Raw genomic sequence first — 6565 nt, 5'->3', positions numbered from 1 at the left:
AAATATGTGTTTAACGGTTAGCTTTTGCCTATAAATTTTTAAGTAAAGAAAGTCACTGAGGTGGCTTTTTTTGCGTTAAAGTAGGCAGCATTTATATACCATCGATATTTATACAAAATAAGAGTTAAAGGAGTTACTTATGAACATGCTGATACGTTTTTTTATTATGGTTAGCTTGCTAAAACAACAACTAAAACAGCAGTCAATGAGCGAGCGCATTAGCATAGAGACGTTGACCGCACCGACTGTCCGTAACTATCGAGTATTACCGCATGATATGGGGTTTCGTGACCATTTGCCTAATTACCGCTATTTGTCTTTTATTGAATTAAATGTCACTCGCTGGGTGATGGCGTGCTGTCATCAAAAAGGCATTAAGAAATTGAATTGGGTGATGTCCATGCAAGAGATGGTTTACCTGAAACCAATCAAGTTTTTGGATAAAGTGACGCTCAGTAGCAAGGTTGCAGGATGGGATCAAAAATATGTGTATTTTGAGCATCGTTTCTTTGTGAAAAATCAGCTGATGAGTATGGGTATGACCAAATTTATCTTTACAGATAAAAAAGGCAAGTGTACGCCAGAAGTATTGGATATGGTGGGGGAGCATTTGACCGATACTATTACCACATGGAACAGTAACCAAGCTGCTTTGAAGTCTGCCAAGTCGGCGTAGATAGCATAAGCTGCCATATAAAATTAACTTGTCTATAATCATCTGATGAATTTTGGTAAAATAGCGCCTATCAAATCGTCAAAACCATTTTATCAAAATCGTTTAAAAGATAAGGAGCCGCTATGATCCCGCAAAAATTAAAATGGACGGACAGCTTAGATATCGCTATTGAGTTGTACGAAAAGTTCCCAGAGACCGATCCACAATACATACGCTTTACCGATTTGCATCGTTGGGTGACTGAACTTGAAGGCTTTGATGATGATCCACAAAAATCAAACGAAGGTATTTTAGAAGCCATTCAGATGAATTGGATTGATGAAGCAGATTAGAGTTACTTTGCAACGCTAATGGCTTTTTTAGTACGCGCTCATTTCAATACTATCTCACATAAAAAACCGTATAAATATACAGGATATACCGCATCATGACTTCACAAATTAAAGAGCTACCAGAAGCGATAGCTTGCAGTGGCATTAGCGTTCGTACTACCAATAACGCTGAGATTAGCGAAGAAACTGCCAAATTGGGTCGTTTATGGCAGAAGTTTTACCAAAACCATGCCAGTGATCTGCCTAAAGGTGAAGATATTTATGGTGTCTATCATAACTATGAGAGCGATGATTTGGTCGGCGCTTTTGATGTGGTTGCCAGTTGGAAAGTAGTCAGTGAGCAAGAGCCATCAGACACTGAAAAGACTGCTAAGTCTACAAACCTAGTAACAGTAGATATTCCTGCAGGAAAGTACATGGTATTCTCTGAAGAGGGGAGAATGCCTTACACGGTGATGAACGCTTGGGAAAAAGCTTGGACTTATTTTAATGATCGCAGCTGTGAGCATACCCGAACTTTTGATGTTGATTTTGAGCATTATATTGATGGCAATCTAGAGTATGGTCAAGTTGATGTCTATATCGGTATTGAGTAAGATTAGTATTGAATAAATCAGTAAAAATAATAAAAAAGCGCCAAATCTAATTAAGATTTGGCGCTTTTTTTAATGATAATAAGACGTTAATCTAGCAGCAAGTTCTCTAAAATCCCTTCATAAATCTGTGCCAATCTACCCAAATCATCGACTTCTACCTTTTCATCAACCTGATGAATTGTGGCATTACGCACACCTAGCTCGACTACTTGCGCGCCTGTTGGTGCGATAAAGCGCCCATCAGAAGTACCGCCTGAAGTAGATAGTGTGGTATCAGTATCAGTCACCTTTTTGATGGCTTTTTGACAGGCAGAAACCAATTTACCTTCAGGGGTCAAAAACGGCTGACCAGACAATTTCCAATGGATATCGTAGCTCGCCTTATTCTCTAAAATCTGATTATCGGCAAAATGCTTATCAAAGATAGCCTGCGTTTTTGCTTTTAGCTCATCTTCAGTGGTTTCCGTTGAAAAACGGAAGTTAAACACAACTTCTAGCGTTTCAGGAATAACGTTAGTTGCGCCTGTGCCACCATTGATATTGGATATTTGCAATGATGTTGCTGGGAAATAGTCATTGCCATTATCCCATGCAGTTGAGTTCAATTCAGACAATGCTGACATGGCAGCATGAATAGGATTGCATGCTAGATGCGGATAGGCAACATGACCTTGCTTACCAGTTACTGTGAGTACAGCACCCAATGAGCCACGACGACCATTTTTAATGATATCACCTAGTGTATCAGTACTTGATGGTTCACCAACCAAGCAATAGGTGATTTTTTCTTGACGTGCTTCTAAGGTTTCAATGACTTTGACCGTACCATTGATTGATGGGCCTTCTTCATCTGAGGTGATTAAAAAAGCAATCGAACCATTATGCTCAGGGTGATTGGCGACAAAACGTTCTGCTGCGACAGTAAAAGCCGCAATGCCGGTTTTCATGTCAGCCGCACCGCGCGCCCATAGATACCCATCAGCGATGGTGGGAGTAAATGGAGGATAAGTCCAGTTTTTCTCGTCCCCAGTTGGTACGACATCGGTATGACCTGCAAAGCAAATGACCGGATCAGTGGTGCCGCGGCGCGCCCATAAGTTTTTGACTTCAGCGTGTTCGCCCTTTGCCTGTCTATCACCATAATACATAAACTCGCAGTTAAAGCCCGCTTGTTCTAATCGCTCTGACAATATATCTTGGCAGCCATCATCATCGGGCGTCACTGAAGGACGTTCTAGCAGTTCGATGCTTAACTCTAAGGTTTCTTGCTGGTGGTTTTTGCTATGATTTTCTGAACTCATGACGGTCCTAGTTAAGTTGAATTAATGTTTTTTGCTATAAAATCGAGCTTATTTTTATCAGGTTTTTCTAGTCATCATCATTTAACGATGTACTACAAACATATAGAGATTGAATGTTTTATGGCTAAAAGAATCTTAGTTTCTATCTAAGTAGATTTTTTCGTAATCGCCATAAAACTTTGCTAAATACTCTGTAATGCAATGTTCGGCTGGGATATGACTATAAAATTGAGTGTTGTCTCTATCGTAAGGAGTCACATTGCCGCCAGCAAAAACAACTTCACCCAATTGATAAGTTACGCCTAATAAGTTTAGAGTTTTGTTAGTAGTATCAAAAGTTGCATGTCCTTCTGGAAATACTGGCGTCATCCATCTTGTTCCATCAAAGGCAAGTACGCACCCATTTTCATACTTAAACTCAGTGGTTATAGCTGTTGGTGTAACTATCATAGGTTTTTCAGGAGTGGATTTTAGTAAGTGATAGGTAAAGAAAGGCTTACTGACTTTTTGATCGGAGTTTTGATGATTAGTCGTCTCGCAGCTTGCAAGTAAAGGCAACATAATAACTAAAATAGAATGTCTGAATAAATTTTTACGCATTACCATTGTCCTTAATTAACAAACCTTATTTAAAGCCATAGTGAATGACAAATATATTCAGGGCGCAGCAAACAAAACCACAGCGTCATCACGTCTTAACCAAGTAGCGATAGAATAACGCTGACGATGAGCAATCTGCACCTGATGTCGTAAGTCGCTGTCAAATATCACCAGTCTATTGGCAACGGGCATCACATTATGATGAACGCCATGTTTATCGACAACTTCTAATGCGCCACCATCACTGGTAGCCCACTCATCATTTAGATAAAACACAGCTGAAATAACACGCTCGTCACGCCCAGCAGGGTTGTCACTGTGCCATTGATAGCCAAAACCTACCGGATAGCAGGCATAATGCGCTTCACTATGACGAATACCTGCGAACAAGCTACGATTGAATAGGGCCGCAAGAGTATTGATACTCTCTAGATAAAAAAAGCCTGCAAAGAAGTTTTCGGTGATCCAGCGTATTTTATCACCGCGAATATCGCTTACCCGAATACCAGCAGTGAGCTGTGCATCACGATATTCAATAAAACCGCTTTCTGCTTGCAAGGCTAGCAACGCGGTACTATTAAAGACATCATTGATAATAATCCAACCATCGTTGACGAACTTATCGAGCTGTACTTCAGTCAGATTGTCTTCCCAGCTCACAGCAAAATCAGAGGCTTGTAATACATGTTGGGTTGGGATATCTGGGATGTCACTATGACCGTCTGGAAACAGTAATGGAGGATTATCCGGACCTATTGGCTGATCGGCTATCAACTCTGTCACGTTCAGGTTACTAATAATCTGCGTCATTTCATCTCATTATTGTCAATCAGCTGTCGATATACCGTCATTCAATGCGTTTTTATTGAAAGCACTTACCAAAACCACATTATCTTTTACTCTGCCTATGCTACCATAGATGCAATTTTTCTTATTTAAACTTTTGAGATTATGAACTATAAACACGCCTACCACGCTGGTAACTTTGCTGATGTGGTCAAACACATTTTATTGGTACAATTGCTCAATCAACTAGGGCAAAAAAACAAACCTTTTTATGTGCTTGACGCTTATGGCGGTCGCGGACTTTATTCACTTAGCAGTGAAGAAGCGCGCAAGACTGGAGAGGCCAAAGGTGGTATTCAAGCCTTATTGAATGCCGATACTGAAAAGGCACCTGCTGCTGTCAAAGATTATATGGAAGGCATCAAGCAAGCTAGATTTACTTATGACAGTAAAGTCTATCCTGGTTCTCCTTGGTGGATTGCCCATCATGTCGAAAAAAACCCGGAAGCGGGCGTACGTGGTGAGGCTTTTGAGGCCAAAGCCAGCGAATATGATGCGTTGAACTATCAGCTACACAAATTGCCAATCGGTATTCATCACCGTGATGCCTTTGAAGGTATCACTGCGGTTATTCCGCCAAAAGAGAAGCGTGGTCTAATTTTTCTTGACCCTCCTTATGAGCAAGAGCATAAAGACTTTACACGCCTTATCAATTTGTTGGTTAATTCTTATAATAAGTGGCCACAAGGTACTTATGCGCTTTGGTTCCCTATTAAGAACGTCGAAGCTGTAGAACTGTTCTATAAAAAGCTTAAGCGTACTGAAATGCGCCGTCAGTTGGTTTGCGAGCTAAATATTTATCCAAATGATGTTGCGGTTGGCCTTAACGGTACAGGTCTGCTGGTTATCAATCCACCTTGGCAGTTCGACAATCATGCGCGTGAAATCGTGCGCTTCTTGCAGCCTGCTCTAAAAGTAGCTGATGCTCCAGACTTGACACCTGATAGCGCGACCAATGTGCGCTGGCTAGTTGGTGAATAACTGGTTCAATGAGTAGCAATGTCGGCAAATAAGGATATCAAGATGACTAAGGTGCAACCGCCGCAAGATCATTCACATAACGTGTCTCCAAACGATGGAGCGTCACAAGACAGAGTGGCAACTCAGCCACCCTTCATAGACGAGCATGAGTTTAATATTCGTTTAGCGGATAATGACAGTTATGACGGCTTGACCTTTGAAGTGATAGAGGCAGAAGTAGCGGAAGGCAAACAAGTAGTGAGTCGCGGCGTATATTTAGCGCCCAACTTGATTACGACTTTGTCACTGCTATCAGGTTTTTACTCGATTTTAGCGAGTACCCAAGGCGAGTTCTATAAAGCATCTTTAGCCATCTTTTTATCCGCTATTCTCGATGGCGCTGATGGGCGAGTTGCACGTATGCTCAATGCGCAAAGTCCCTTTGGTGAGCAATATGACTCGTTAGCAGATATGTTGGCCTTTGGTGTCGCACCTGCTATTTTGATTTATAGCTTCGCTTTGGAGCCATTGGGTCGTATCGGTTTGGGTTGTGCCTTTGTCTTCACCGCTTGTGCCGCTTTCCGCCTCGCACGCTTTAATGTTCAGGTTGGCATTGTCGATAAAAAATACTTCGTAGGTTTAGCAAGCCCACTGGCCGCTATCTTAGTGACGTCTGCTGTGATGGTCGCAGTCGATCATAATGAGTGGATTGGTCAGTATGATACAGCGGTCATGTTCTTGTTTGCCGCTTGGGTCGTAACTTGTGGCCTATTGATGGTCAGTAACGTCAAGTACTATAGCTTTAAAGAATTTGATAAAAAGAAAGTACCTTTCGTTGTGCTTATCATCGGTGTGTTGGTCATGAGTATCATACTCTATGATATCCCTGTCGGCCTTTTAGCGATTGGTATTATCTATGCGTTGTCTGGTATTGTTACTACGGTCAAAGCGAAAGCCAGTAGTTAATGTTATTTACAGTTTCCAAATGAAAGGAATTTACCGCAAGGTAAATTCCTTTTTTCATATGCTTTATATATAGCATTGACTATTTATGTACTCAGCACGATAGAGGAAAGAAATGAAAAACTAACTTTTTAGTTAATTGTTAGCGATAACAAACAGTTAAAGAGGTTTGCTGTGATTAAGGCAAAATAAACACTCTTATTTATGAGTTCACCCTTGACCGCGCCATCAAACCGAGTATAATGCCACCCAGTCAGAAGGGAAGGGTATTTAGGAAGTGGTTAATCACTC

The 6565-nt window shown here is 41.2% G+C and carries 8 protein-coding genes; 5 read left to right on the top strand and 3 right to left on the bottom strand.

From position 1 onward, the window contains the following. Positions 1–139: 139 nt before the first annotated feature. From I6E61_RS13905 to I6E61_RS13895, 3 genes are all read left to right on the top strand, one after another. Positions 140–676 carry an acyl-CoA thioesterase gene (locus I6E61_RS13905; RefSeq protein WP_197135292.1) on the top strand — a complete coding sequence of 179 codons (537 nt, stop codon included), beginning with the start codon at positions 140–142 and terminating at the stop codon, positions 674–676. Between the two features lie 122 nt (positions 677–798). Beyond that, positions 799–1008: a Fe-S cluster assembly protein IscX gene (gene iscX / locus I6E61_RS13900; RefSeq protein ID WP_010196865.1), complete on the top strand. Its 210-nt coding sequence runs from the start codon at positions 799–801 to the stop codon at positions 1006–1008. 95 nt (positions 1009–1103) lie between these two features. Continuing rightward, positions 1104–1604, top strand: a complete 501-nt coding sequence (locus I6E61_RS13895; protein ID WP_194198083.1) for a GyrI-like domain-containing protein — start codon at positions 1104–1106, stop codon at positions 1602–1604. A gap of 86 nt (positions 1605–1690) precedes the next feature. Here I6E61_RS13895 and dapE read toward each other — a convergent pair whose 3' ends face one another. The 3 genes from dapE to I6E61_RS13880 form a co-directional block, all read right to left on the bottom strand. Then, on the bottom strand, positions 1691–2905 hold the full coding sequence (gene dapE, locus I6E61_RS13890) for a succinyl-diaminopimelate desuccinylase (RefSeq protein WP_197135291.1): 1215 nt from the start codon (positions 2903–2905) through the stop codon (positions 1691–1693). 135 nt (positions 2906–3040) lie between these two features. After that, positions 3041–3505, bottom strand: coding sequence for a hypothetical protein (locus I6E61_RS13885; protein ID WP_197135290.1), 465 nt, complete (start codon positions 3503–3505; stop codon positions 3041–3043). Positions 3506–3562: 57 nt separating this feature from the next. Next, a complete protein-coding gene (locus I6E61_RS13880; RefSeq protein ID WP_197135289.1) occupies positions 3563–4315 on the bottom strand; it encodes a 2OG-Fe(II) oxygenase in 753 nt (250 codons plus the stop codon). A gap of 141 nt (positions 4316–4456) precedes the next feature. On the opposite strand from I6E61_RS13880, the gene I6E61_RS13875 reads away from it, so the two are divergent. Beyond that, on the top strand, positions 4457–5332 hold the full coding sequence (locus I6E61_RS13875) for a 23S rRNA (adenine(2030)-N(6))-methyltransferase RlmJ (RefSeq protein ID WP_110923987.1): 876 nt from the start codon (positions 4457–4459) through the stop codon (positions 5330–5332). A 42-nt stretch (positions 5333–5374) separates the two neighbouring features. Next, positions 5375–6277, top strand: coding sequence for a CDP-diacylglycerol--serine O-phosphatidyltransferase (pssA, locus tag I6E61_RS13870; RefSeq protein ID WP_227685973.1), 903 nt, complete (start codon positions 5375–5377; stop codon positions 6275–6277). The last annotated feature ends 288 nt before the right edge of the window (positions 6278–6565 follow it).

The sequence above is a fragment of the Psychrobacter sp. NZS113 genome, assembly GCF_015864825.1.
In the GTDB taxonomy this organism is placed as follows: Bacteria; Pseudomonadota; Gammaproteobacteria; order Pseudomonadales; family Moraxellaceae; genus Psychrobacter.
This window is presented reverse-complemented; position numbering and strand designations above follow the sequence as displayed.